This window comes from Corynebacterium nasorum (genome assembly GCF_030229765.1).
In the GTDB taxonomy this organism is placed as follows: Bacteria; Actinomycetota; Actinomycetes; order Mycobacteriales; family Mycobacteriaceae; genus Corynebacterium; species Corynebacterium kefirresidentii.
The window spans coordinates 87,579-111,254 of the sequence record NZ_JASPGY010000002.1; the positions used below are offsets into that span (position 1 = coordinate 87,579).

Sequence of the window (23,676 nt, forward strand, 5' to 3'; positions counted from 1 at the left end):
ATCGAGAAATGACCGAGATTAACCCGAACGAGGTTCATGCCGCCAATGCTGAGCTCGCCAGTGATGCCACGCTGCGCTTGGTACGCAATGGGGTGGCTCAGGAAGGCGTCGATAAGCTCAGCCTCGACCGCGAGGTACTGCACACCCTTAACCGGGTGACCAGCCATAAGCTAGATTCCTGGGGCGTGGCCGACCAGAAGGCTTCGGGCCGCTGCTGGATTTTTGCCGGCCTGAATTCCCTGCGCGGTGGGCTGATGGACAAGGCCAAGCTTAAAGATTTTGAGCTTTCCCAGACCTATATTTACTTCTTTGACAAGCTCGAGAAGGCCAATTGGTTCCTTAGCGCCATGGCTGAGCTGAAGGACCGCGATATTACGGACCGCACCGTAACCAAGCTCATGGATGATCCGATCGATGACGGCGGACAGTGGTCCATGTTTGTCGCACTGGTGGAAAAATACGGTGTAGTACCGCAGTACGCCATGCCGGAAACCGCTTCTTCGGAGGCCACGGCGATGTTGAACCGTAACCTGCAGACCGTGCTGCGCCGCGCCGCGCACCGGATCCGCAGCGGCGAAGAGGGCGCGCACAAGCAGGCGCTTGCCGACGTCTACCGTATCCTCACCGCCAACCTGGGCCTGCCGCCGGAGGACTTTGTCTGGCAATATCGCGATAAGGATGATGAGTTCCACCGCGCGGGCACCTTTACCCCGCAGGAGTTTGCCAAGGAATACCTGCCCGCAGACCTCAGTGAGTACGTGTGCGTGGTCAATGATCCCCGCAATGCCTACGGCAAGCTCTACACCGTGGAATACCTGGGCAATGTGGCCGGCGAGCGCGTAACCTATCTGAACGCGCCGGTGGAGGTGCTGCGCGATGCCGCGCGTGACTCCATCAACGATGGCCAGCCAGTGTGGTTCGGCTGCGATACTGACCAGCAATCCGATGATGAGCACGGCGTGTGGGCCAAGCACCTGCACGATTATGAGGCCTTCTACGGCGTGGAGATGGATCTGGACAAGGCACAGCGTTTGCGCCTGCACGAGTCCATGATGACCCACGCGATGGTGTTTACCGGCGCCGATATCGCCGAAGGCGGCGCAGTACAAAGCTGGCGCGTGGAGAATTCCTGGGGTCCAAAGAAGGCCGATAAGGGCTTTTGGACCATGGCCGATGACTGGTTCGACGAGTTCGTCTTCGAAATTGCCGTACACCCTTCCCGACTGCCGGAACAATACCAAGCGGCTTTGCAGTCCGAGTCCGTGACTACCCTGCCGGCCTGGGACCCGATGGGGGCCTTGGCGCGCTAGGTCTGCGGTGCGCCCAAGCGCCGCACATAGAGCATGCACACCAAGTCGCGGTCCTCGTTGACCGCGATGGTGCGCTCGCCTACCTGGTTAAAGCCGCGGCTGTCATAAAACTGGTACGTACAGCCGTCATCGGTAAACAGGTAGATATTCTTCCCGGAATGGCGGGATTCGAAGGCCTCAAGCAATGCCGTTCCCACGCCGCTTACGCCGGAGTTGGGGTCGGCGACGAGGAAACCAATCTCGCCGTCAATGGAATGCTCGCCTAGGTACTTGAGCAGCATGTCCTTATTGGCGGCGTCATAGTCATCGCGGTGTCCGCCGAGACGTAGGTTATTGAAGATTTCCACCGCGTGGACATAGGCCTTGCGCCACCACGGATAGGGCAGCGCCGGCTTGCCTTTCATGGAGGCCAAAAGCACGCCGAGAAAGCGGTCACCATCATAGGCGGCCAGAATATCGGTGGCTTTGGCGCGCTCTAAATCCCAAAAATAGCGGCCATAGGCGCGCTCGAAGCGGGGATTTTTCACAAACCAGTGCAGGTGCATGCCTTCAATGGCAAAGGAAATGGCCTGGGGTTCATCGCGCGGGTCTAGGTTGCGGATCTGGATATCGGTCATTAGTCCTCCGATAGCTGTTGGGAAGCGGCATCTTGTGCGCGCTGTTGCTCGCGTTGCTGTTCGCGTTCGAGCTCGGCCTTGGCTTCGTGTTCTTCAATATTATTAAAACCGATGCCCAGCGGCAGGCCCACATTATCGATGAGCCGGACGCCACCGATTGTCGCGGCAACAAGCAGGCGGGCATCACCTTCTACGGGAGGGGCCCCTAAATCTCGACCGCGCACCTCGAGATACTCGGGTTCAACCCCCGCGGCGCGAAGCACCTCCGCGGCAACCTCACGTACCTTCTGCGCACCGGCCTCGGCGGCGTGCGCGCCAGCGGTGAGCGCGGCAGATAGTGCCGCGGCCTGCTCGCGGGATTCGGCCGGCACGTGGGTATTGCGCAGGCTCATTACCACGCCGTCGGGCATGCGCACAGCGGGTACGCCTTGCACACGGACTCCTAGGTGGAAGTCCTGGACCGCATGGTGGATGGCAAGGAGAAGCTCGTAGTCCTTCTCGCCTAAAAGGACGTCGGTTGGCGCAAGCGTCAAAATGAGCGCGAGGTAAAGCGTGAGATCCCCGCTGAGATCCGGCTCGAGAGCGGTGGCGGCGTCGGCCGGTGCTACGGCGATGCGGCGTCCGTGTGGCCACAAGGACTCGGGCGAGTACTCCCACACGATGTCCACTCCTTCGGCCCGCAGAAGCTCAAGGTCCTCCTTCTGCGGGGACTGCAGGGCCACGACGGTAACGGCGCCCCGGATGCGCTTCGCCGCGCGCACCAGCGCGATATGACCGGCGTGCACACCGGTAGTCAGCGGCACGAAGGCGACCGGCCGGCCAGTCTTGTGAAAAGCACTACCGACCATGCGGATGCGCTCAATATCGTTGATGACGGTAGCGTTTCCCAGCTCCAGGCTCATCGGCTCTCCTCTTGTAGGGCCCACATTTCTAGCTCTTCGCGGCCGTCCACCTCTCCTAGGCGGCGGGCAACTTCCACGTAGCTGCGCCGCAAGCCGGGGTCAGTGGCGCCGCGGTAGGCGGCGATAATTTCTTCGGTGTCCATGTCCTCACCCACCAGGGGTGGCTCTTCTGAGGGCGAGAGGAAATGAGCATCAACCGCCGCAGAGATATGCAAGCGCCGCAGCATTTCGGCGTAGTAGGCGCGGGCGGCAAAGGGGGCACGTTCGGCGTCGGAAAGCGCTACGGTCTCTGCGTAAAACTCGGCGATATTAAGTTCCACCACGGTCTCGCCCAACTCATCCAGGGTGGTCACCGCCCAGCGCTTAAGTGTAAATGGGGCGAGCGCCGCGACAACGCAGCCGTGGGTTTCCAGGGGATCCAATACCTGCACTCCGCGCGAAAGGCAGGTGTGGAAGACGATTAGTCCGCGATGGACGTGTGGCTCGAGTAACTCCACGGTAGCTTCCAGACGGGCATCGCCCACGGCGATAATGAGAGTCTCGAAGGAAGAAAGCTCGGCTGGATCCGAGAGCATCTGCACCTCATGGCCGGCGCGTTCCATGGCATTGGCCAAGGTAAAACCGGCCAAGCTACGGCCAAAGAGAGCTACCCGCATGCGTGGCGGGCGCATTTATTTATCCTTCTTATTCTTTGCCTGGGCCAGCAGCTCGGCCACGGAGACCGCGCCCTCGCGCTTATCGTCGCTGCGGCGGCGGCCACGCGACTCCGGCTCCTCAGCAGCCGCGCGATGATGCGAGCGGGCCGCCTTCTGGCGTACTGGCTCGGACTTTTCTGGGGCCACGTGCTGGCCGGAGCCCGGGTACTCCGCGCGCTCATCGCGCTGCGATGCCGGCTGCTGCGGGATGTCCTGGGTCTCGTCATTGGCCGTGGTCGCAGCCTCCGGCTTACGGTGGCTGCCGTGGTGCTCGCTGGAGGCGGAAGCGTGGGTGGTCTTCAGGGAGTCATCGCCACCGGTATCCCAGCGCACGGCCTGGAAACCGCCGGTATTAAAGGTAGAGGCGCCAGAAGACTTGCCGGAGGTACGCTGCGCGCGCGTCTTTTCACTAATGATGTCATTGAGTGGGTTGGACTCAGCGTGCGCCGCGGACGGCTGGTTCCCCAGGCGGCCGGCGATAGCATCGGCGGACGGGGCGCCGGAAGAAGACTGGGTGAAGTCCACGTTGCCTTCCTCCGCATCCGGGCGCGCGGCGGCCGCGGTCTGGGCCTCCAGCTGCATGATGCGGCGGGCTTCTGCGTGTAGGGCGGCCGGCTCATAGGTGAATTCGTGGCCGGAAAGATCCTCAATCTGCTTGCGGATGGACGCCAGCTCGGTGCGGATCTCATCGAGCAGTTCCTGGTCCGGTAGGGGCTGGCCATCGGCCGCGCGGGCTTGCTTCAGCTCGGCGCGGTGGGCGCGCTCCTGCAGTTCCAGCTTGGTCACGGATTCTTCGGCCTGGCGGCGGTAGCGCATCACTAGGAAGAAGCCGAGCACAGCGGCCCATAGGGCGGCGATGAGCGCAATCTTTAGCGCTGCGGCAGAGCCGGAAATCAGCATGACGATGCTGGCTAGGACGGCCAGCACCACGAGGACGATGAGCCCGATCTGGCCCAGATCCGGCTTGGACGTCTTGGCGGAAGTAGTGTGAGAAGAAGAGCGCGGCTCAGTCATGCTCACTAATGTACCGTTTGTACCCCATCTGGTGGGGGCGGGGTCTCACAGTGTCGCTCCAGCCGCAGGCCAGCAGCGCACATGGCAAGGCCACCGAGCGCCGAGGCAATGACCCCCACCAGGTCATCGGAGGCGGCCGCAAGCGTGCCGGCGTTGGGGATAACGTAGACGGCCACGCCTGCATAGATTCCCCCCACGATGGCTCCGGTCCACGCCGAGGCCTTGCCCACCAGCATGAACTGCGTGATGGTCATGGGATTAAGCTGCGAACTATCTAGGCCGATGCCATGCTCGTCCTCGGTGGCTTGGTCCACCTTCCAGGTCAGCACTAAGCAGATGACCGCCATGAGCCACAGCGTGGCCGAAACCGTCACTGGGATGTGCAGCATGGAGCCATAAAAGCGCGTAGTGAGGATGGCCGCGGCGGCGGCAAAGAAGACCCCGGTGCCAATGAGGGCACCCAACGAGGTCCGTTTCATAGCTCCTCCATCATGCCCAACCGGCGAATATCGGCGCGCTCCTTCGGGTCGAGTGCTGCCACCCGCTTGGCGACGCCCTCCCCACTCAACCTAGCACCACCATCGGCCGCCAACCAGGGAATCAGCACGAAGGCGCGCTCGTGGGCATAAGGATGCGGGACGGTGAGCTCCGGGTCATCGGAGGTGTATCCCTCGATGTCCACGATGTCTACGTCTAACGTGCGCGGGCCCCAATGACGCACCCGCACCCGCTCCGCGGCCTCCTCGAGCTTCTGCCCGCGGCGCAGCAGTTCCTTGGGTGACTCGTCCACATCCACAATGAGCACGGCATTGAGGAATTCATCCTGGTCCGTTACTCCCCACGGCGGGGTGGCATAGACCGGCGAGGCGGCAACAATGTCGCCGGCGAATTCGTCGAATACCGTGCGCAATAGCTTCACGCGGTCATCCATATTGGATCCGATGGATAGCACCGCGCGCATTAGAGCGTCCTCGCGTGCTTGCGGGAGCGGCGGGCGACCACGGCGACATCGGCAAAAGTGCGCGGAATCGGTGCCTTCGGCTTATGAAGCGTGACCTCGACGGCGTGCAGGCCCTCGAAGATGGCCATGATGGTATCGGCCACCTCGCTAGCGACGGTCTCGATGAGGTCGCGGGCGGGGCCTTCGATGATGTTTGCAGCGACGTCGGCAAGCTCGGCGTAATTGATGGTCTTGGTCAGATCATCGGTAGCGGCGGCCTCGGCGAAATCGGACCAACAGGTGATATCCACGATGAAAGGCTGGCCGGTACGCTTTTCTTCCTCAAAGACGCCGTGGTAGCCAAAGCATTCCAGGCCGGTGAGTTCAATGCGGTCTGCCATGATTTACTCCTCAAGTTTACGTGATAGAGCCGTGGACTTCATAATTCCATTGCCATCAGCGCCATTGCTATAGCTGCCGCTGGCGTTGACCCCGCCTGTGTAGTCATTGCCGGCGTTCCAAGCGGCCGCCACATCCACGGCGTCGCGGGAGACGGCAACCTCATGCACGCGCACACCCCACGCCCCCATCTGGGCGGAAATGGCGGTTACGGCCGCGGTAGCGGGATCGGCCAGCAGCGGGCTGGACTCCACGCCGCGATCCTCCCGAATGGCGGCCAGGAAGCGTTTACGGGATGCTCCTACCAGGAGGGGGAATTCGCCGCCGAGGAACTCCGGCAGGGCCTTGAGCAACGCCCAATTATCCTGCGGGGTTTTGGCAAAGCCCAAGCCCGGATCGAGCACGATATTATCGCGGCGCACGCCGGCGTCTAGCGCGTTATTCGCCAGGCGTTCTAGGGTTTCTCGCACATCGCGCACCACATCGCCGCCGTGATCCGCGCTGCCGGCCGCGGAGCCGAATGCGCCCTCCTGCAGCGTACGCCAGTGCATGAGGCACACGGGCACGCCGGCCTCGGCCATCGCGCGATACATCTCAGGATCCGCCAGGCCACCAGAGACATCATTAATCATGTCCACGCCGGCTGCTGCCGCCGCACGTGCCACCGAGGCGCGCATCGTATCCACGGAGGTGCGGATGCCGAGCTTGCTCAAGGCCTGAATGACGGGCACCACGCGGCGCTCCTCGACGTCCGCCTCCACGCGGACCGCGCCCGGGCGGGTGGATTCGCCGCCGACGTCAATCATGTCAGCACCCTGTGCCACGAGCTCGCGGGCGTGATTAATGGCGGCATCAAAGTCCAACCACCGGCCGCCATCGGAAAAGGAATCCTCCGTAACGTTGACGATGCCCATCACTAGAGTGCGATTGCTCCTGGTGAGATCCGAAACCGAGGTTGCCTGCTGCATGGCGTGCTCCTTAAGGCTTTTAATGGTGAACCGAATTTAGCTACGAATCAGGCTGAGTACCTCTGCACGAGAGGCGGCATTATTTTTGAAGCCTCCGCGCACCGCGGAGGTGGTTGTCGTCGCACCGGGCTTGCGGATGCCGCGCATGGCCATGCACAAATGCTCGCACTCGATGACCACGATGACGGACTGCGCGCCAAGGACCTCCACCAGGGCATCCGCGACCTGCTGGGTCAGGCGCTCTTGGACCTGGGGGCGCTTGGCGTACATATCCGCTAGGCGGGCAAGCTTGCTCAAGCCGGTGACGTGGCCGTCTTTACCTGGGATATAACCAATGTGCGCCACGCCGTAGAACGGCACCAAGTGGTGCTCGCAGGTGGAATAGATAGGGATATCGCGCACCAGGACCAGTTCTTGGTGGTCCTCGGCGAAGGTCTTGTGCAAGACCTCGGTTGGGTCTTCGTGCAGGCCGGCAAAGACCTCGCGGTAGGCGCGGGCCACACGGGCCGGGGTTTCGCGCAAACCCTCGCGGTCGGGGTCCTCCCCCACTGCAAGGAGCAACTCGCGTACCGCCGCCTCCGCCCGGTCCTGGTCGAAGGGGGCACGGGCGGGAATGTGATTATCAGGCATTAGTTATCTTCTTGCTTGTCGTCCTCGCGCGCATAGGGATTCTTGCGGCGATCCTTCTCGTCCCAGCCAGGGCTAAACCACTGGCTGGTCTCAGCCTCAGCATCCGCGCCGGCATCCGGCTTGTGGTGCTTACCGCCGCCCGTAGCGGGGCGTGCGGCAGGGCGTGCCGTCGGACGTTCAGCGGGTTCGGAAGGCTGAGCCGGCTGCTCAGGCTGTGCGCCAGCTCGTTTGGTGTCTGTGGACTCCTTGCCCTGGTTTGTTGGGGTGCTTCCCAACTCGCGGGCGGTGTCCGGATCGACGTAATCGCCAGCGTGCTGGCCAAAGTTGAAGCCCACTTCACCCTTCGGTTCTTCACCGGCGAGGCGGCGCTCACGGGCGGCCCGGGAGGCATCGAGAAGCGTCATGCGCTTAGGCAGCTCCTCGCCGCGCTCCTTAGCCAGCTCGACCGGGGTCTTGACCGGCGCATAACCAATCTGGCGGGGGAAGCGATCATCCTCGCCTGGGAAAACGTCGAAGGCTTCGCGTGGCTCGATGCCATCGAAGATTCGCTCCAGGTCGGGGCGGCGCAGGGTTTCCTTCTCCAGCAAGGCCTCTGCCAGCTTATCCAGGTAGTAGCGGTTATTGCGCAGGATGTCATAGGCCTGCTCGTGCGCGCGCTCGAGCAAGTAGCGCATCTGCTCATCGATCTTGGAAGCAACCTCATCGGAGTACTCGATGGAGCCGCCGCCACCCATCTGGCTAAAGGGATCGCCCTGCTCCTTGCCGTACTTCACGGTGCCGAGCTCCGGCGAGAAACCGTACTCGGTGAGCATGGAACGAGCGATCTTGGTGGCGTTTTCGATATCGGAGGACGCACCGGTCGTCGGCGCACCGAAGACCAGTTCCTCGGCCGCGCGACCGCCCATGGCAAAGACCAGGCGGGAGAAAAGCTCATCGCGGGTGTACATGCCCTTGTCATCTTCCTGCGAAGTCATGGCGTGGCCGCCGGTGCGACCGCGGGCCAAGATGGTGACCTTGTAGACGCGCTCAATATCCTTAAGGGCCCACGCGGAAAGGGTATGCCCGCCCTCGTGATAAGCAGTGACCTTCTTCTCGTGCTCGGAGATGATCTTGCCTTGGCGGCGCGGGCCACCCACCACGCGGTCAGTGGCCTCTTCCAAAGCGTCATAAGTAATGACGTTGCCGCCGATGCGAGCGGTAAGCAGGGCGGCCTCGTTGAGCACATTGGCCAGGTCCGCGCCGGACATGCCGGCGGTGCGCTTAGCTAGCTGCGCTACGTCGACCTCTTCTGCCAGCGGCTTATTCTTCGCATGCACGCGCAAGATCTGCTCGCGGCCGGCTAGGTCGGGGTTGGTAACCGGGATCTGGCGGTCGAAGCGGCCTGGGCGCAGCAGCGCCGGATCGAGGATGTCTGGGCGGTTGGTAGCGGCGATGAGGATAACGCCCTCGCGGTCACCAAAGCCGTCCATTTCTACCAAGAGCTGGTTGAGGGTCTGCTCGCGCTCATCGTGCCCGCCGCCGGTGCCGGAACCGCGCTGGCGGCCAACGGCGTCGATCTCATCAACGAAGATAATGCAGGGGCTGTTTTCCTTCGCCTGCTTGAACAGGTCGCGCACGCGGGAGGCACCCACACCAACGAACATCTCCACAAAGTCAGAGCCGGAGATGGAGTAGAACGGTACGCCGGCCTCGCCGGCCACGGCGCGGGCAAGCAAGGTTTTACCGGTGCCGGGAGGGCCGTAGAGCAGCACGCCGCGCGGGATCTTGGCGCCTAGATCGTGGTAGCGGGTGGGGTCTTCCAGGAAGTCCTTGATTTCCTGCAACTCGTCTACGGCCTCGTCCGCGCCGGCCACGTCCTCAAAAGTATTGGTCGGCATATCCTTGGTCAGTTCCTTAGCCTTGGAACCGCCGATGCCAAACATGCCGCCTGCACCCTGCTGCATGCGGGACATGAGCCAGAAGAGCACGCCGAAGAGGATGAGCATAGGCAGCAGCATGCTGAGCATGGAGCCGAGGAAGGATTCCTGCGTGACATTGGTCTGGTACTTCTGGGCACCAGAATCCTTAACAGAGTTAAAGACCTGCTCGGAGGCGCGGGCCGGGTACTTGGCCACAATCTCCTTCACGCCTTCGCGCTCATCTACCGTGATTTCGTCCTTGAGCTTGATGCGCAAGCGCTGCTCGCGGTCATCAATTTCCACCTCATCGACGTTTTTGTCTTTAAGCTGGGTCAGTGCAACGGAGGTATCCGCTTGCACGTAGCCGCGGGCATCGTTGCTAAAGAAGGTAAAGGCGTACAGCGCGATAAGGATAAGTGCCGCTATCCCGCCGTAGCGAATAATCTTGTTGTTTTTCATTACTGCGCGATTTTAGTCGGTGGTGTAGACATCAGGGTGAAGGGTGCCCACGTAGGGCAGATCGCGGTAGCGTTCCGCATAATCTAGCCCGTAGCCGATGACGAATTCATTAGGGATATCAAAGCCCACATCCAAAAGGTCAATATCGGCCTTTACTACCTCCGGCTTGCGCAGCAGCGTGACCACATCAAGCGAGGCTGGGTTTCGCCCCTTCAGGTTCCGGATAAGCCATGACAGGGTAAGGCCGGAATCGATGATGTCTTCCACGATGAGCACGTTGCGCCCCGCAATATCGCGGTCCAGGTCCTTCAAAATGCGCACCACACCGGAAGAAGAAGTGGAGGCGCCATACGAGGACACGGCCATAAACTCCAACTCGGAAGGGATGGATAGCTTGCGCGCGAAGTCCGTAAGGAAGAAAGCCGCACCCTTGAGCACGCAGACCAAAAGCAGGTCTTGCTCAGCGTCGGTATACTTTTCAGAGACCATATCCGCGAGTTCTTGGACGCGGTTTTGCAGTTCCTCTTCTCCAATGAGGATTGCTTCTACATCGTCACCGTAGCGGTTTGCGGGAACGGCGAAGTCTTTCTTGTCGTGCACGAGTGGGCTCCTTTAATGACCAGACAACAGTGCCAGTTTGCCACCTATACGGGCTACTTCCAACCTCTGCCCCACCTGCCGCGCCGATCGCACAGCCACCGGCCCTTGCCCATGCCAGTGGGTACACAGCTTAGCGACGTCCCCCACTCCCCTCCGCGTCACCTCTACCCCTTCGCTGACTAGCCACGCCGCGATCGCTCGCCGACGCCGCGGTTCTGCCATTGCCGCCAGCTCCGCGCAGTCCGTGGTGGGTGGGGTGTAGAGGGCGGCGTCGTCAAGCGCGGCGTCGGTGGCCGCTTGCGCCAGCGCTGGCACCGCATCCCCGCCAATGATGCGGCTCAGCTGCGGGATTACCTCGCGGCGCAGCGCCACGCGGCGGAAATTCGTGTCCGCATTCTGCGGATCCTGCCACACCGAAAGCCCCAATTCCGCGCAGGTGCCCTCGGTATCGACGCGGCGCACGCCTAATAGTGGGCGCACCACGCGGGCGCCTTGCACCTCGCTGCGCTCGCTCATGCCGGTCACTCGCCCGCGCAGCGCCCCCAGCAGCAGCGTTTCCGCCTGGTCATCGGCCGTGTGCGCCACGGCTACTTCTAGCTCTTCGGCCGCACTGGCGGCGGCTAGGGCCCGGTACCGCGCCACCCGCGCGGCCGCCTCCATCGACTCTGGACCCGCCCCGCCGGCCTCAACGCTGAGCACCCGCGCCCGCGCGCCCAGTTCTCGGGCTTGCTCAGCAGCGCGCTCGGCTTGCGCCCGCGACCCCTCTTGCAAGCGGTGGTCCACGCATAATGCGAGCACGTCGTGCCCCTCAGCCACCAGCGCCGCCAGCAGCGCCAAAGAATCCGCGCCTCCGGAAAGTCCCACCGCCACGGTGCGGTTGAGGGAGGCGGCGCGCACGCCGCGTCGACAAGCTAAAAAGTGCGGTGAGACCCGCGGCCAAAAGGGCTTTTTAGAACTCATGCAGCGCAGAAGCCAACGCGTCTTGGGCCTGGCGAGCGGCCTGGATATCGCCGCCATTGACGAGGAAGGCAAAAGCATACACACGCCCCGAATTGCCCTGCGCGGTACCGGCCAGGGCCGAAACACCCGTCAGCGTGCCGGTCTTGGCACGCACATAGCCCTTGGCCGCGGAATCGCCGTAACGCTCATACAAGGTGCCATCGCCACCTGCCACCGGCAGGTAGGACACCAACGGGCGTAGGTGCGGATCCTTCACCGCCCCATTAATAAGTTGCGTCAAAAGCCCGGCCGTGAGCCGATTGTCTTCCGATAACCCGGAATTGTCCTTAATATCCACGCCCTCAACGTCGAATCCCTGCTCCCGCAGGACCTCAAGCGTGGCCTGCGTATCGCCTTCAAAGCTGGCCTCTTTACCGCGGGACACAGCCAACTCGCGGGCAATGGCCTCGGCCATGACATTATCGGAATGACGCACCATCTCCCGGGCGCGGTCCGACAGCGGCGCCGAGTCCACACTCGCTACTTCCTGCGCATTCTCGGCCACGGAGCCCATGCCTGCCTCGCTTGCGCCGAGGCGTTTGCCCAGCTGCTTAGCGACGTCCAAAGCCGGCGTATGGCTGCGCGGCACATCCCCCGTCGTCGCCCCCAAACGTCCGCCGTAGAGCATGGCCGGTTCCATCGGCGCGACGAAACCGCCGTCCACGTTTTCCGGGTCCCAGCCCGGAGCCTGCGGCTCGCCTTTCCACGCAGAGGTATCAATGAACACGCCATCGACCTGATCGATGTTCTGAGAAATCTGCTCAGCTAAGTCATCGAGCTGCTCGTGGGTCATCCATACATCACCCGCAGCCTTGATGACCACGTTCTTCTCATTCGCACCGCGGTAGACCTTAGTGGTGATTTTCTCGTTCTCATCCAGCGCCAACGTCGCCGCCGCGGTAGTGAGCACCTTCGTGGACGAGGCCGGGGTCAGCCGCTTATCCGCGTCCCGCTGCCACACCACGTCCCCGGTCTCGGTATCAATTACCTCGCCGCCGAACGTGGCAAGGTCCTTATTCTTAGAGAGCTCGTCCAGCTTCGCGCTTAGCGCATCCAGGTCCGCTTCCCCCGGCTCGGCGGTGCGCAAAGGCTCCTCAGGAGCCTGCACCGCCTGTGCTTCTCCGTGTGAGAGATCGCCGTATTCGCGCTGGAGGGTAACGCCCAGCGCAGCCGTACCTCCGACCGCTGCCGCTACCACGAGCGCGGTCGCTGACCACCAAACATGCTTTGCTTTCATTGCCTTTAACCCTAGCGCGAATCCGCAACGCGCTAGACTATGGGCAGTAATTGATACCCAATCCCCCATGGAGGACATCGCTGTGAGCGTTGAAGTAACCATTGAAATCCCGAAGGGCTCCCGCAACAAGTACGAGGTTGACCACGAGTCCGGCAAGGTCTACCTCGACCGTTACCTGTTCACCCCGATGGCCTACCCGGCTGACTACGGCTTCATCGACCACACCCTGGGCGAAGACGGCGATCCTCTCGACGCCCTAGTCATCCTGCCGGAGCCGGTCTTCCCGGGCGTTGTCGTCGAGGCCCGCATCGTCGGCGTGTTCAAGATGACCGACGAGGCCGGCGGCGACGACAAGCTGCTCGCCGTCATCGATGACCCACGCTGGGAGCGCTACCAGGACATCAACGATGTGGAGCAGCACATCAAGGACGAAATCGAGCACTTCTTCGTCCACTACAAGGACCTGGAGCCGAATAAGGAAGTTTCCGGCTCCGGCTGGGGCGACAAGGCCGAGGCAGAGAAGATTCTCGAAGAGGCAAAGGCTCGCTTCAAGTAAGCTTTTGAGCCCTGGCGCGGGGCCAGGGCCGGCCCCAGGGAGTTTCTCGGGCGTTTCGATCAATTAGCACCGCGAAAGCGGCGGTTTCCCAGACCGAATTTGATCGAAACGCCCTTTTTCCTGCTTCCCCTCCTCCGTACGCTCTCCCCGCGACACCGACCCGCCCCGGCAGTACAATTCGATCACATAGCAGGCCGAAACCATCGGCCTCGGGGACCTAAATGATCGAATTAAACGCCTAGGGGTGGGCGCATGAAAATCTTCACCACGCGCACGGCCGCGCGCCGTGCTACCAATAACCAAGCCTTGAAAATCTGCCACGGCCTCTACACCGAAAGGGAGCCTTCGCCGCGCGAACTCGCGGAAATCGTCTCTCAGCACTGGCCGGACTCGGCACTCGACGGCTACTCGTGCGCCCACCATCACCTAGGCAAAGCCCTACGCTTCCCGCTCTATTTCCTGCGCGCGGGAACCATGGCCTCCAGTCCGTATTTTCGCAGCCGCCGCGCCCGGCCGAAAGCGCTCGGCCAGCTAAATGGAATTAATGTGTGCAATCCACTACAAGCCACAGAAATCATGGCCGAAGAAGACGCTGTCGCCTTCCTGGAGGCCTACTTTTCCGGCCAGTACGGGGCTGCACAAATGGAGGGCCACATGCTCGACTTCCAGCGCTTCCCGCGACACACCCGGTGCGTAGTGGAAAACACCATCCTTGGCGCCGATAGCGTTCCGGAGCGCAGCCTCACCCGCGCGCTCCGGCGGCATGTCACCGTCCGCAATAACAGCTACATCGGCCCTTACCGCTGGGACTTACTCTTAGAGGAGCACAAGCTGGCCATAGAGGTTGACGGCTACGCCTACCACCACGGCGAGAACCGGCAACGGTTCGAGATTGACCGCCAGAAGCTTAACGACGCCGTCCAAAGAGGTTACAAGCCCCTCCACTTCACCGCCGCCACGATTGAGCACCACCTCGATGTGGCCGTCAACCAGGTACTCGCCATTGTGCGGGGGAAGGGCGAGTTCATAAACCCACCCTGGCAGTGGCACCACTACTGGCGGTTCCAGCACTAGCGCAACGACACCGCGCGGCTGATCCACAAGCACACGAGTAACTAAGGTAAATGGCATGAAAAACGTTCAACCACATGAAGTACCAGAAGGCGCACAGCTTATTGACGTCCGCGAAAATGACGAGTGGGCAGTGGAACGTGCGAAAGGCGCAACCCATATCCCGATGAGCGAGATTACGGGTCGCATCCAGGAAATCGACCCAGATAAGGATATCTACGTAATCTGCCACGCAGGCGGTCGCAGCATGCAGGTCTGCCAGTATCTAGAACATGCACTGGGCTGGGACACCATCAATGTGGATGGCGGCACGGATCAGTGGAAGGCTTCTGGGCTCCCCATCGAAACGGATTAATTGGCCTTAACCAATCTTTTGGGATTATGATGATGGTATGGCTTCCACGAATAATTCTGTAATCCCAACGACCCTGCTCGAGTCCCCGTCGTTCCAATTGGAGCGCCTCCGCCGCCGCACCCGCGATGGCGTAGAGGCTGCTTTGCAGACCAAGCAGACAACGCTGCGCGAGTACTGGGTCCTTACCTGTCTGGTCGCCGCGGATGCCGCGTCGCAGTCTTATCTGTCCGAAACCCTGGCCATTGACGCCTCTGACATGGTGCGTCTTATCGACGCCCTCGAGGACCGCGGCTGGGCAAAGCGCGAACGCGACCCAAAGGATCGCCGCCGCCAGATCGTCGCTTCCACCAAAAAGGGCACAAAGGCCCACAAGGACCTGGCGGTGCTGGTCGCTACCGCCGAGGACGAGGCATTGGATGAGTCCACCAATAAGCAGCTCAAGCATCTGCGAAAGTTGGCTAAGTCCATCATTGCCGCGGACGAAGAAGAGGCATAAATGGCGGGTCCCGAATCGCTCGTCCCACAGCAGTACCTTCTAGGAAGCGCGGCACCGCGGCCGCGCACGCTGTGGGACATCATTACCACCACCGCGGAAATGAACCCCGATGCCGCCGCGCTTGATGACGGCGAAATCATCACCTATTCCGAGCTCATCCACGAGGTCGAGGCATGGGCTGCCGAGCTGCACGCCAATGGCGTGCGCCGCGGCGATCGCATCGGCATTAGGATGACCTCCGGCAAACGCGAGCTCTACCTCGCCATTTTGGCGACCTTGGCGGCAGGCGCAGCCTATGTGCCTGTCGACGCCGATGACCCTGACGAGCGCGCCGAGATGGTTTTCGGCGAAGCCGATATCGATGGCGTTTTCACGGACGACGGATTCCGCTTCCTGCGGGACTCCGCGCGCCCGGACGCCCCTGCCGAGAAGACGAATGCTCCGCGCCCGGAGGACACCGCGTGGATCATCTTCACCTCAGGTTCGACCGGCAAGCCTAAAGGCGTGGCCGTCAGCCATCGTTCCGCGGCCGCCTTCGTGGACGCGGAAGCGAGCCTCTTTTTGGTCAACCACCCGCACGGGCCCTTAGGTCCTGAGGATCGCGTGCTCGCCGGCTTGTCCGTCGCCTTCGATGCCTCCTGCGAGGAAATGTGGCTGGCCTGGGGCCACGGCGGCTGCCTGGTCCCAGCACCGCGGTCTCTGGTGCGTTCCGGCATGGATTTGGGCCCATGGCTCATCCGCCGCGACATCACCGTCGTGTCCACCGTGCCCACCCTGGCGGGCCTCTGGCCGGCCGAGGCTCTCGACAATATCCGCCTACTCATCGTCGGCGGCGAGGCCTGCTCGCAAGAATTGGTGGACCGTTTGGCCACCGAGGACCGCGAGATGTGGAATACCTACGGCCCCACCGAGGCCACCGTCGTCGCCTGTGCGCAGCAGATGCTGCCGGGCCGGCCGGTGTCCATTGGATTGCCGCTTAACGGTTGGGACCTGGTGGTCGTCGATAAGCAGGGCATGCCCGTGGAAATGGGCGGCGTCGGCGAGCTGGTAATCGGCGGCGTGGGACTGGCGTCCTATCTGGATCCGGCCAAGGACGCGGAAAAATACGCACCGCTGGAGTCCATGGGCTGGCAGCGCGCCTATCGCACCGGTGACCACGTTCGCCTGGAAGAAGACGGGCTGTACTTCGTCGGCCGCGTGGATGACCAAGTAAAGATTGGCGGGCGCCGCATCGAGCTCGGCGAGGTCGAAGCTAATGTTGCGGCGCTAGATAACGTCTACAACTCGGCCGTGGCCGTGCAAAAGACTCCCGGCGGCGAGTCCGTTCTGGTGGGCTATGTCTCCCTCGAGGATGAGGCCAAGGGCTTCGATCACGAGGCCGCGCACGCTCGCCTGGCCGATACCATGCCGGCCGCGCTCGTCCCGCGCATCTGCGTGATGGAAGAGCTGCCGGTGCGTACCTCCGGCAAGGTGGATAAGAAGGCCCTGCCGTGGCCGCTGCCTGGAGTGGGCGTGGAATCGACCACGCTGACCGAGACCGAGAAGTGGCTCGCGGAGCTGTGGGTAGAAACGCTCGGCGTATCCGTGGAGGACGAGAACGCCGATTTCTTCTCTCTCGGCGGCACCTCGCTCGCGGCCGCGACCCTCGTGGGTCATATCAGGGAGCGCTACCCCACCGTGGCCGTGCGCGACCTCTACGACCACCCACGCTTGGGCTCGCTGGCCGAGCTCATTGCGGGAGCCGAACCGCGCCCCGCTGCTGCTGACGTCCCCATGCGCGAGGTCACCAAGGTCGGCTTCGGCACCCGCCTCGCCCAGACCTTGATTCAGATTCCGGTCATGACCCTGGCCGCATCCAGCTGGCTGGCTTGGCTTATGTTGGGCTCCACCGTGGCGGCATCACTGGGCTTCGAGTGGGCCACTGCTTTCCCGTGGTGGCTGGTCATCGCCATGCTCATTGTCTTTGTCACCCCGGTGGGGCGCATCCCCCTCGGCGGCTACGGTGCGCGGCTCATTACGGCCGGCATTAAGCCTGGAGACTACCCGCGCGGCGGTTCTACGCACCTACGCATCTGGGCGGCTGAGCGCTGGGCTAATGCCGCTGGCGCGAGCTCCCTGGCCGGTGCCACGCGCGTGAATAACTACGCCCGTGCGCTCGGAGTCAAGGTCAAGCGCGGCGTGGACCTGCACTCCCTGCCGCCAGTTACCGGCCTGCTCACCCTGGGCAAGCACGCCGCCATCGAGCCCGAGGTGGATCTTTCCGGCTACTGGCTAGACGGCGATATCTTGCACGTGGGCGCCATCGACGTGAAGGAAGGCGCCCGCGTGGGCGCGCGCTCCACGCTGCTGCCTGGCACCGTGGTGGGCAAGTACGCCCACGTGGAGGCCGGTTCCACCGTCACTGGCCGAAAGAAGATCAAGGACGGCCAGCGCTGGTCCGGCTCCCCTGCCCAAAAGGTGGGCCGCTCCAAGCACCGCTTCCCGTCCCATACGCCAAAGCGTCGGCCGTGGTGGGTGGCCATCTATGACGCCACCTCCGTCCTGCTGGCCATCCAGCCGGTCGTGGCGCTGGCGGTTGGCGCGGCCCTTGTTCTCACCCTCGTGCAGTCCACCGGCGGCGATGGCTTTATCGGCGCGATCTTCTTCGCACCTGTAGGTGCGCTGGCGGCCTTTGCCACCTATATGCTGCAGACTTGGTTGGGCGTGCGCATTCTCTCCCTCGGCATTAGCCCGGGCGTAACGCCTGTGCGTTCGGTCAAGGGCTGGCGCCTGTGGGCCATCGAACGCCTCATGGACGAGGCGCGCACCAAGCTTTTCCCGCTCTATGCCTCGCAGCTCACCCCGACGTGGCTGCGCGCGCTCGGCGCGCAGATCGGCACTAACGTGGAAATTTCCACCGCGGTGATGATCCCCAAGCTCACCGAGGTCAAAGAGGGCGCCTTCCTGGCCGATGACACCATGATCGGCGGCTACGAGCTCGGCGGCGGCTGGATGCGCACCGGCGAGACCAAGGTGGGTAAGCGCTCCTTCGTGGGCAACTCCGGCATCACCGCACCCGGCCGCAAACTATCCAAGAACTCGCTGGTTGCCGTTCTTTCTTCTACCCCGAAGAAGACGAAGGCCGGCGCTAACTGGTGGGGTGCGCCGCCAGAGCGCATGCGCCGCGTGACCGTAGAGGTGGACTCCCCCGCCAACTCGGGTGAGGCGCTGACCTATAACCCGGGCTTTGCCGTCAAGGCCGCCCGCGGCGTGGTGGAAACCATGCGCCTTTTGGCACCGATGTTTTCTGCCATGTTGCTCGCGGCAACCCTTAGCGTCTACGACTTGCTTCTCGACGCCCTCGGCTTCCCCCTGACCTGGCTCCTCTCCGGCCTCGTGCTCATGGGCATGGGTGCGGTGGCCATGGCCGTCACCGTCGCGGTGAAGTGGATCTGCGTGGGCAAGCACCGCGCGGCTGACCACCCGCTGTGGTCCGCTTTTGTCTGGCTCAATGAGCTGCAGGATACCTTCGTGGAGGTCGTCGCCGCGCCGTGGTTCTTCCAGCACACCTACGGCTCCGGCGAGATCAACCTGGGGCTGCGCGCCCTCGGCGTGGAAATCGGCCGCGGTGCGTGGATCGATTCCTACTGGTTCCCGGAAACGGACCTCATCCGCGTCGGTGAGGCCGCCACCGTGGGCCCTGGCACGGTGGTGCAAACCCACCTTTTCCAGGACCGCGTGATGAGCCTAGATACCGTCACCATCCAGGACGGCTCCACCCTGGCCGCCCACTCGGTGGCGCTGCCTGCCTCGCTCATCGGCACTGCATCCACCGTGGGTCCCGGCTCGCTGGTTATGCGCGGTGACCGCGTGCCCACCAACGCCGTATGGCAGGGCAACCCCATCGAGCCGTGGGAGCGATAGGTCGCCGGCCATAATCTGCGCCCTACCGCGCGAAGTCCTGGTATTTAATCATCTCGCCGGACTTGAAGTCCCAGGCCTCCACCCGGACACGGTCAGCAAACACCTTGACCCGCAGTCCGGTGGAGGCCTCTTCCTTTTCCTTAACAATTTTTTCGTCGTTATCGCCATCCGGTAGGTACTCATTGAGAATGGCGCCGGTGTTGACCACGGGGAAGCCGGTACGGCCAGCCTCACCAGTGCCGTCATAGCGGCGGGTTCCCCACCAGTTATTCTGACGCAGCGAAGAGTGGCTGTGGCTGCTAAACCACACGATGTTGTTGTACTTATTGACCACGTTGGATAGCGCCTCGAGGTCCTCAAAGTCATTCTGGTACCACGCCGAATGAGACATCGATACCGTCTGCGGCAGCAGCGGATGGCTAAAGACCAACGCCGGAGTGCCCTTAGCATCCCAATAAGCCAGGCGCTCATCTAGCCAATCGAGCTGCTCCTTGCTGATGCGCTGGAACGGCTCCTTGCCGTGGCGCAGAATATCGGAATAAAACTCGGTATTTACCGAAATGAGCGGCACCCCATCCACCACTTCTTCCTTCCACGGTTTATCCTGGCCGGAGTATTTGAGAAAGCGATCCAGGTAAGTCTTAGAGCCTTCCTTGCCATACATTTCGTGGTTGCCGATGGTCCACAATTCCTTGCCCGAATCGTGCGGCACCTCGCTGTGCGCGGCCAAGAAATCATCCCACTGCTGCTGCGAGCCATCGTCCACGAGGTCGCCGTTGAGCACCAGCGCCCCGGCCTTGTCCTCCATACCGTTCAACTGGCGGACCGCTTCTTTGTAGTCTTGGGGGTCGCCCTGGACGTCGGAAAGCACGTCCACGGTAGCCTGCGGCGAGCCCTGAAGCTCACCGAGCGGCTTGACGACGCCCACGTTATCCACCGCCCACCACCAGTCATCATTGCCGTTGTTGTAGCTGAAGCTAACCTGCATATTCTTCGCGCCGGCTGGCACGTCCACGCCAATGGACTCGTGCTTGGAGAAGACATCCTTATCAAAGACGGCGATTTCCTGGGCTTCCCCGCCATCGAAGGAGACAGTCACCTTGGCATTTTGCCCGTCCTTGCCCTGGCGGTAATGGTGGTCGAATTCCACATTCACCCGCTCCTGCCCCGCCACCGGGATGGCCGGGCTCTTTAGACCCGCGGTCATGGAATCGCCTTCGGCCAAGCGCTGCTGCTTGTTGTCGATGATGGCGAAGGTGTCATGCGCCTGGGTGAAATAGTGGCGCATATCGGTACCAGATGCCCAGGTCCAATGGCGCATATCGCCAAAAGTCCAGCCCTTCCAGCGGGCCTCGCCCGAGTCCACGCCGTGCACGTCGGTCTTCCACCCCTCCGGCGCGCGGTGAGTAAACCATGCCGGGGTATCCACCCCGTCGAAGCTTTCCAGCCACAGCACCCGCGATTCTGTGCCTTCCCCCGGCTGCACATCGTCTCCCGCCGAGGACCCCTCGGACGAGCTCTGGGAAGACCCCCAAGAAGAGCCTAACGATGACCCCAAAGAAGAACCAAAGGAGGAACCCGGAAGCGAGGACTGGGCCGCCGCAACAGGTGCGCCCACCATTCCGGTGAGCGCCAGGATAGATGAGAAAGCACAGAGTTTATTTTTCATAATTCAATTTCTATCCGTCCTGGGCAACGACGCGGTTACATATACGTAAACTCTTGGCAAGCACTACATGCCTGCCAAGAGTCCTCACTTTGAGGTCCGCGTGAATTTAGGCGTGGCGGTCGAGCCAGTCCACGACGGTATCGAGAGCCTGATCGGCAGCCGGCTCATTAAAGACCTCGTGCTTCTGCCCCTCCCAGGTCACGTACTCCACGTCCTTGGAGGAGATGGAGTTATACCAATCCTGGGAGAAGTACGGCGGAACGATGCCGTCTTTGGTGCCGTGCATGATGAGCGTCGGTGCGGTGAAGAGGTCCGCATTGACGGCGTCGTAATTCGCAATTGCCGCCAGCTGCAAGGCCGTGCCGGCACTGGTCTTCTGCGCAATGAGCGGGCTAGAGGCATACTCGTCCTTCACCGCTTGGTTAGTGGAGATACCATCCGTAAATGGATTAGACAGCTGAATGTCCTTGCTCCACTCCGGCGATTGTGCGCCGATTTCGGTGCGGTGCGGAATCAGGTTCTGCGCATAGTTCGCATTAAAGCTGGTGAGTTGGGCTAGCGGCAAGCGTTCAAAGATGGTGGGATCCAGCTTCTTCTGGGTCTCAGAAATATCATCCGGCGTGATGTTCTTTCCCGCAACATTCTTGCCCGAAAGGTTCAGCGGCGCGCCGCCACCGTTAGTGATGATGCCATCGACCTTGCCCGGCTCACGAATGCCATAGGCCTCCACGGTCAGCGAGCCCATCGAGTGGCCCAGCAGGAAGGTCTTTACTCCCTGATTTTCTTCCTTCGCCATGTCCACGACACGGTCGAAATCATCGAGGATGTACTGGAAATTATCGATATGCCCCATCGGTACGCTGCCGCCGGCGGATTTGCCGTGGCCGCGGTGATCTACGCGGTAGACGTTGTAGCCTGCATCGAGCAAGCGCTTGGCGACGTAATCGTAACGCCCCGAGTGCTCAGATACACCGTGCGCCAAAACCACCGCACCGCGTGGGTTTGCCACCTTCTGCTTCCGGTAGTAAATCTTTACACCCTGACCGCGCTGGCTATCGAAGTAGCCATCCTCGTCAGAAACCTGCTTGTCAGAGACGGTCGGGCGTCCCAATACATCTGGCTTCTGGTCTGCCGTTGGGGCCGGTGCCTCTTGAGCAGCTGCGCCAACTGTAAACGTTCCAGATACCGCCACTGGTGCCGCCATGACAGCAGCCGCCGTCAAGCAAGCGGTTACATGCTTCTTCATCATCACCGTCTCCTCTTTAGTGTTGTAGCTCATAGTGCTTTCCTGGATGAGATTGAGATAACAGTGATGCTAAATACGCGACGATATAAAGCACAAATAACTTCCAATTATGTAACCTACGGTTCCGTAAAATAACCGCACGGAAACGGACTTTTAGGAAGAACAAATTTTGCCAAAACTATTGCCCAAATCCACCCCCGTTACCCCCTTAATACAAAAAGCGGGAAACTCGAAGTTTCCGAGTTTCCCGCCGTCGTGATGGCTAATCCAGCTAAAGCTTAGTCACCAATCTGGTCGCGACCACGCTTAACAATATTCTCATCAACCTCGCCCACCAGCTCGTGATCCTTGTTCGTATACTCGAACTTGGACAGTACATAGCGCATAGCGTTAATGCGGGCACGCTTCTTGTCGTTGGACTTAATGGTAATCCACGGCGACTCTTCCGTATCCGTATAACGGAACTGCTCTTCCTTAGCACGGGTGTAGTCGTCCCACTTATCCAGCGAGGCCAAGTCCATCGGGGACAATTTCCACTGGCGCACTGGGTCAATCTGGCGAATAGCGAAGCGAGTGCGCTGCTCCTTACGAGTAACCGAGAACCACAGCTTGGTCAGGGAGATACCCGAGCCCAGAATCATATTCTCCAGCATCGGAACCTCGCGAAGGAATTCCGCGTGCTGACTTTCGGTACAAAAGCCCATAACCCGCTCCACCCCGGAACGGTTATACCAAGAGCGGTCAAAGAAGACGATTTCACCACCGGCCGGGAAATGCTCGATGTAACGCTGGAAGTACCACGAGGTGGACTCACGCGGCGACGGCTTTTCCAATGCCACTGTGCGGGCACCGCGCGGGTTCAGGTGTTCGTTAAAGCGCTTGATAGTGCCGCCTTTACCGGCTGCGTCGCGCCCCTCAAAGATAATAATATGACGCTGACCAGTTTCCTTGGTCCAGTTCTGCCACTTCAGCAATTCAATCTGCAGCGCACGCTTAACGGACTCGTACTCATCGCGAGTCATGCGTTCATCGTAGGGGTAATTTTCACGCCAAGTCTGAACCGGGGAACCATCCGGCATGATCAGCGAAGGGTCATCCTCATCGGTTCCGTCGACGACGTAGCCGTCTGTTTTTGCCAGGTCAATCTCGGGAAGATCGTCGTCTTTAATATCAGCCATGCATTAAGTGTAACCCGAATATAGACAGCAAGCGCGTTAAACTTTCGAAGTTATCCCTTCCCTAAGAAGTTATCCCTTCCCTAAACAGCCACCAAAACGAAAAGAAGGCCTACCGAGACGGTAGACCTTCTTGCTTCAGTGAGCTTTAAAGCTTAGAACTGGAGGATGTTCTTATACGAACATGCCGATCAGCTTGGAAGCGCCTTCAGCAATGGACAGCAGCGGAGAAAGAACCTCGTGGATAGAGTTGAACAAATTGCTGCTCAATTCTACGAAGCTGCCGAAGTTGGAGGAAAGTTCCTGCATTTTAGTGTCTCCTTATTGAAGGTTGGTTGATGGAAAGGTCTTGCCTACTTGGAGCTCAGTTCTTCCAAGCCGTCACCGAAAGTCTCGAAAGCTCCCTTCAGGGCCTCAAATCCTTCAGCGACGCCTTTCCAGTCCTGGATGCCCTGAACAATCTTGCTCCAGCCTTCCCAGGTAGTTACGAAGTTATCCAAGTGCATCTGAATGGTGGAGAGATCCATGTTTGAACTC

Annotated in this window: 24 protein-coding genes; 6 read left to right on the plus strand and 18 right to left on the minus strand. The window is 61.3% G+C overall.

All coding sequences use genetic code 11. The features are described from left to right. Positions 1–8 precede the first annotated feature (8 nt). On the plus strand, positions 9–1,310 hold the full coding sequence (locus tag QP904_RS02355) for a C1 family peptidase (RefSeq protein WP_239205461.1): 1,302 nt from the start codon (positions 9–11) through the stop codon (positions 1,308–1,310). Here QP904_RS02355 and QP904_RS02360 read toward each other — a convergent pair. From QP904_RS02360 to dacB, 13 genes are read right to left on the minus strand one after another with little or no spacing between them, the layout of a single operon-like run. Next, positions 1,307–1,927, minus strand: coding sequence for a GNAT family N-acetyltransferase (locus QP904_RS02360; protein WP_284835459.1), 621 nt, complete (start codon positions 1,925–1,927; stop codon positions 1,307–1,309). The two genes, QP904_RS02355 and QP904_RS02360, sit on opposite strands and share 4 nt — an antisense overlap. After that, positions 1,927–2,829, minus strand: a complete 903-nt coding sequence (locus QP904_RS02365) for a pantoate--beta-alanine ligase (RefSeq protein WP_239208082.1) — start codon at positions 2,827–2,829, stop codon at positions 1,927–1,929. The genes QP904_RS02360 and QP904_RS02365 overlap by 1 nt, the downstream gene beginning before the upstream one ends. Continuing rightward, positions 2,826–3,500 carry a 6PGD fold domain-containing protein gene (locus QP904_RS02370; RefSeq protein WP_239205455.1) on the minus strand — a complete coding sequence of 225 codons (675 nt, stop codon included), beginning with the start codon at positions 3,498–3,500 and terminating at the stop codon, positions 2,826–2,828. The genes QP904_RS02365 and QP904_RS02370 overlap by 4 nt, the downstream gene beginning before the upstream one ends. Next, positions 3,501–4,538 carry a DUF6779 domain-containing protein gene (locus QP904_RS02375; protein WP_239208083.1) on the minus strand — a complete coding sequence of 346 codons (1,038 nt, stop codon included), beginning with the start codon at positions 4,536–4,538 and terminating at the stop codon, positions 3,501–3,503. It lies immediately after the preceding gene. A 5-nt stretch (positions 4,539–4,543) separates the two neighbouring features. Then, positions 4,544–5,017: a DUF3180 domain-containing protein gene (locus QP904_RS02380; RefSeq protein ID WP_023019930.1), complete on the minus strand. Its 474-nt coding sequence runs from the start codon at positions 5,015–5,017 to the stop codon at positions 4,544–4,546. Further along, positions 5,014–5,499 carry a 2-amino-4-hydroxy-6-hydroxymethyldihydropteridine diphosphokinase gene (gene folK / locus QP904_RS02385; protein ID WP_023019931.1) on the minus strand — a complete coding sequence of 162 codons (486 nt, stop codon included), beginning with the start codon at positions 5,497–5,499 and terminating at the stop codon, positions 5,014–5,016. The genes QP904_RS02380 and folK overlap by 4 nt, the downstream gene beginning before the upstream one ends. Continuing rightward, entirely contained in the window at positions 5,499–5,879 is a 381-nt protein-coding gene (gene folB / locus QP904_RS02390; protein WP_284835460.1) for a dihydroneopterin aldolase, read from the minus strand. Before folB ends, folK begins: the two co-directional genes overlap by 1 nt. A 3-nt stretch (positions 5,880–5,882) precedes the next feature. Then, complete coding sequence (gene folP, locus QP904_RS02395; protein WP_284835461.1) at positions 5,883–6,845, minus strand: dihydropteroate synthase; 963 nt, start codon at positions 6,843–6,845, stop codon at positions 5,883–5,885. A 36-nt stretch (positions 6,846–6,881) separates the two neighbouring features. Next, positions 6,882–7,475, minus strand: coding sequence for a GTP cyclohydrolase I FolE (folE, locus tag QP904_RS02400; protein ID WP_023019934.1), 594 nt, complete (start codon positions 7,473–7,475; stop codon positions 6,882–6,884). After that, a complete protein-coding gene (gene ftsH / locus QP904_RS02405) occupies positions 7,475–9,832 on the minus strand; it encodes an ATP-dependent zinc metalloprotease FtsH (RefSeq protein ID WP_284835462.1) in 2,358 nt (785 codons plus the stop codon). Before ftsH ends, folE begins: the two co-directional genes overlap by 1 nt. A gap of 12 nt (positions 9,833–9,844) precedes the next feature. Continuing rightward, complete coding sequence (gene hpt / locus QP904_RS02410; RefSeq protein WP_284835463.1) at positions 9,845–10,432, minus strand: hypoxanthine phosphoribosyltransferase; 588 nt, start codon at positions 10,430–10,432, stop codon at positions 9,845–9,847. 12 nt (positions 10,433–10,444) lie between these two features. Continuing rightward, on the minus strand, positions 10,445–11,392 hold the full coding sequence (gene tilS, locus QP904_RS02415) for a tRNA lysidine(34) synthetase TilS (RefSeq protein ID WP_284835464.1): 948 nt from the start codon (positions 11,390–11,392) through the stop codon (positions 10,445–10,447). Continuing rightward, positions 11,382–12,668, minus strand: coding sequence for a D-alanyl-D-alanine carboxypeptidase/D-alanyl-D-alanine endopeptidase (gene dacB / locus QP904_RS02420; protein WP_284835465.1), 1,287 nt, complete (start codon positions 12,666–12,668; stop codon positions 11,382–11,384). The genes tilS and dacB overlap by 11 nt, the downstream gene beginning before the upstream one ends. Positions 12,669–12,750: 82 nt before the next feature. Between dacB and QP904_RS02425 the strand changes: the two genes are divergently transcribed. The 5 genes from QP904_RS02425 to QP904_RS02445 all read left to right on the plus strand — a co-directional run bounded on the left by QP904_RS02425 (position 12,751) and on the right by QP904_RS02445 (position 19,049). Continuing rightward, complete coding sequence (locus tag QP904_RS02425; RefSeq protein WP_200289009.1) at positions 12,751–13,224, plus strand: inorganic diphosphatase; 474 nt, start codon at positions 12,751–12,753, stop codon at positions 13,222–13,224. A 252-nt stretch (positions 13,225–13,476) separates the two neighbouring features. Further along, on the plus strand, positions 13,477–14,298 hold the full coding sequence (locus QP904_RS02430; RefSeq protein WP_284835466.1) for an endonuclease domain-containing protein: 822 nt from the start codon (positions 13,477–13,479) through the stop codon (positions 14,296–14,298). 55 nt (positions 14,299–14,353) lie between these two features. After that, a complete protein-coding gene (locus tag QP904_RS02435) occupies positions 14,354–14,650 on the plus strand; it encodes a rhodanese-like domain-containing protein (RefSeq protein ID WP_284835467.1) in 297 nt (98 codons plus the stop codon). Between the two features lie 37 nt (positions 14,651–14,687). Further along, positions 14,688–15,146 carry a MarR family winged helix-turn-helix transcriptional regulator gene (locus QP904_RS02440; protein WP_284835468.1) on the plus strand — a complete coding sequence of 153 codons (459 nt, stop codon included), beginning with the start codon at positions 14,688–14,690 and terminating at the stop codon, positions 15,144–15,146. Further along, complete coding sequence (locus QP904_RS02445) at positions 15,147–19,049, plus strand: Pls/PosA family non-ribosomal peptide synthetase (protein ID WP_284835469.1); 3,903 nt, start codon at positions 15,147–15,149, stop codon at positions 19,047–19,049. A 22-nt stretch (positions 19,050–19,071) separates the two neighbouring features. On the opposite strand, the gene QP904_RS02450 is transcribed toward QP904_RS02445, so the two are convergent. The 5 genes from QP904_RS02450 to QP904_RS02470 form a co-directional block, all read right to left on the minus strand. Then, a complete protein-coding gene (locus QP904_RS02450; protein ID WP_239208093.1) occupies positions 19,072–20,718 on the minus strand; it encodes a metallophosphoesterase family protein in 1,647 nt (548 codons plus the stop codon). A 106-nt stretch (positions 20,719–20,824) separates the two neighbouring features. After that, positions 20,825–21,997: an alpha/beta hydrolase gene (locus QP904_RS02455; RefSeq protein WP_284835470.1), complete on the minus strand. Its 1,173-nt coding sequence runs from the start codon at positions 21,995–21,997 to the stop codon at positions 20,825–20,827. A gap of 245 nt (positions 21,998–22,242) precedes the next feature. After that, positions 22,243–23,142 (minus strand): polyphosphate kinase 2, encoded by a 900-nt coding sequence (gene ppk2, locus QP904_RS02460; protein ID WP_023019951.1) that lies wholly within the window; start codon positions 23,140–23,142, stop codon positions 22,243–22,245. Positions 23,143–23,313: 171 nt separating this feature from the next. After that, a complete protein-coding gene (locus tag QP904_RS02465; protein ID WP_023019952.1) occupies positions 23,314–23,448 on the minus strand; it encodes a hypothetical protein in 135 nt (44 codons plus the stop codon). A 44-nt stretch (positions 23,449–23,492) separates the two neighbouring features. After that, positions 23,493–23,666: a hypothetical protein gene (locus QP904_RS02470; protein WP_284835471.1), complete on the minus strand. Its 174-nt coding sequence runs from the start codon at positions 23,664–23,666 to the stop codon at positions 23,493–23,495. Between the last annotated feature and the right edge of the window lie 10 nt (positions 23,667–23,676).

Coding starts and splice junctions, on each gene's coding strand:
- QP904_RS02355 (WP_239205461.1), top strand. CDS start 9: ATGACCGAGATTAACCCGAACGAGGTTCATGCCGCCAATGCTGAGCTC.
- QP904_RS02360 (WP_284835459.1), bottom strand. CDS start 1,927: ATGACCGATATCCAGATCCGCAACCTAGACCCGCGCGATGAACCCCAG.
- QP904_RS02365 (WP_239208082.1), bottom strand. CDS start 2,829: ATGAGCCTGGAGCTGGGAAACGCTACCGTCATCAACGATATTGAGCGC.
- QP904_RS02370 (WP_239205455.1), bottom strand. CDS start 3,500: ATGCGCCCGCCACGCATGCGGGTAGCTCTCTTTGGCCGTAGCTTGGCC.
- QP904_RS02375 (WP_239208083.1), bottom strand. CDS start 4,538: ATGACTGAGCCGCGCTCTTCTTCTCACACTACTTCCGCCAAGACGTCC.
- QP904_RS02380 (WP_023019930.1), bottom strand. CDS start 5,017: ATGAAACGGACCTCGTTGGGTGCCCTCATTGGCACCGGGGTCTTCTTT.
- folK (WP_023019931.1), bottom strand. CDS start 5,499: ATGCGCGCGGTGCTATCCATCGGATCCAATATGGATGACCGCGTGAAG.
- folB (WP_284835460.1), bottom strand. CDS start 5,879: ATGGCAGACCGCATTGAACTCACCGGCCTGGAATGCTTTGGCTACCAC.
- folP (WP_284835461.1), bottom strand. CDS start 6,845: ATGCAGCAGGCAACCTCGGTTTCGGATCTCACCAGGAGCAATCGCACT.
- folE (WP_023019934.1), bottom strand. CDS start 7,475: ATGCCTGATAATCACATTCCCGCCCGTGCCCCCTTCGACCAGGACCGG.
- ftsH (WP_284835462.1), bottom strand. CDS start 9,832: ATGAAAAACAACAAGATTATTCGCTACGGCGGGATAGCGGCACTTATC.
- tilS (WP_284835464.1), bottom strand. CDS start 11,392: ATGAGTTCTAAAAAGCCCTTTTGGCCGCGGGTCTCACCGCACTTTTTA.
- dacB (WP_284835465.1), bottom strand. CDS start 12,668: ATGAAAGCAAAGCATGTTTGGTGGTCAGCGACCGCGCTCGTGGTAGCG.
- QP904_RS02430 (WP_284835466.1), top strand. CDS start 13,477: ATGAAAATCTTCACCACGCGCACGGCCGCGCGCCGTGCTACCAATAAC.
- QP904_RS02435 (WP_284835467.1), top strand. CDS start 14,354: ATGAAAAACGTTCAACCACATGAAGTACCAGAAGGCGCACAGCTTATT.
- QP904_RS02440 (WP_284835468.1), top strand. CDS start 14,688: ATGGCTTCCACGAATAATTCTGTAATCCCAACGACCCTGCTCGAGTCC.
- QP904_RS02445 (WP_284835469.1), top strand. CDS start 15,147: ATGGCGGGTCCCGAATCGCTCGTCCCACAGCAGTACCTTCTAGGAAGC.
- QP904_RS02450 (WP_239208093.1), bottom strand. CDS start 20,718: ATGAAAAATAAACTCTGTGCTTTCTCATCTATCCTGGCGCTCACCGGA.
- QP904_RS02455 (WP_284835470.1), bottom strand. CDS start 21,997: ATGAGCTACAACACTAAAGAGGAGACGGTGATGATGAAGAAGCATGTA.
- ppk2 (WP_023019951.1), bottom strand. CDS start 23,142: ATGGCTGATATTAAAGACGACGATCTTCCCGAGATTGACCTGGCAAAA.
- QP904_RS02465 (WP_023019952.1), bottom strand. CDS start 23,448: ATGCAGGAACTTTCCTCCAACTTCGGCAGCTTCGTAGAATTGAGCAGC.
- QP904_RS02470 (WP_284835471.1), bottom strand. CDS start 23,666: ATGGATCTCTCCACCATTCAGATGCACTTGGATAACTTCGTAACTACC.